Source organism: Neisseria sp. P0008.S010 (assembly GCF_051962715.1).
In the GTDB taxonomy this organism is placed as follows: domain Bacteria; phylum Pseudomonadota; class Gammaproteobacteria; order Burkholderiales; family Neisseriaceae; genus Neisseria; species Neisseria elongata.
Genome location: NZ_JBQCVA010000226.1, coordinates 1 through 318, shown reverse-complemented (window position 1 = coordinate 318; position 318 = coordinate 1). Strand labels below are relative to the sequence as shown.

The window sequence follows — 318 nt, the reverse complement described above, 5'->3', positions numbered from 1 at the left end:
CCACTGAAGGAAGCACCGGCTAACTCCGTGCCAGCAGCCGCGGTAATACGGGGGGTGCTAGCGTTATTCGGAATTACTGGGCGTAAAGCGCGTGTAGGCGGTCCTGCAAGTCTGATGTGAAAGCCCCGGGCTTAACCCGGGAAGTGCATTGGAAACTGCAGGACTTGAGTACTGGAGAGGATGGGGGAATTCCCGGTGTAGAGGTGAAATTCGTAGAGATCGGGAGGAATATCAGTGGCGAAGGCGCCCATCTGGACGGTAACTGACGCTGAGACGCGAAAGCGTGGGGAGCAAACAGGATTAGATACCCGGGTAGTC

The 318-nt window shown here is 56.6% G+C and carries 1 rRNA gene; it reads left to right on the top strand.

Annotation, left to right across the window (positions count from 1 at the left end):
• A 16S ribosomal RNA gene (locus ACTHSL_RS13330) occupies window positions 1-318 on the top strand; the annotation flags it as partial.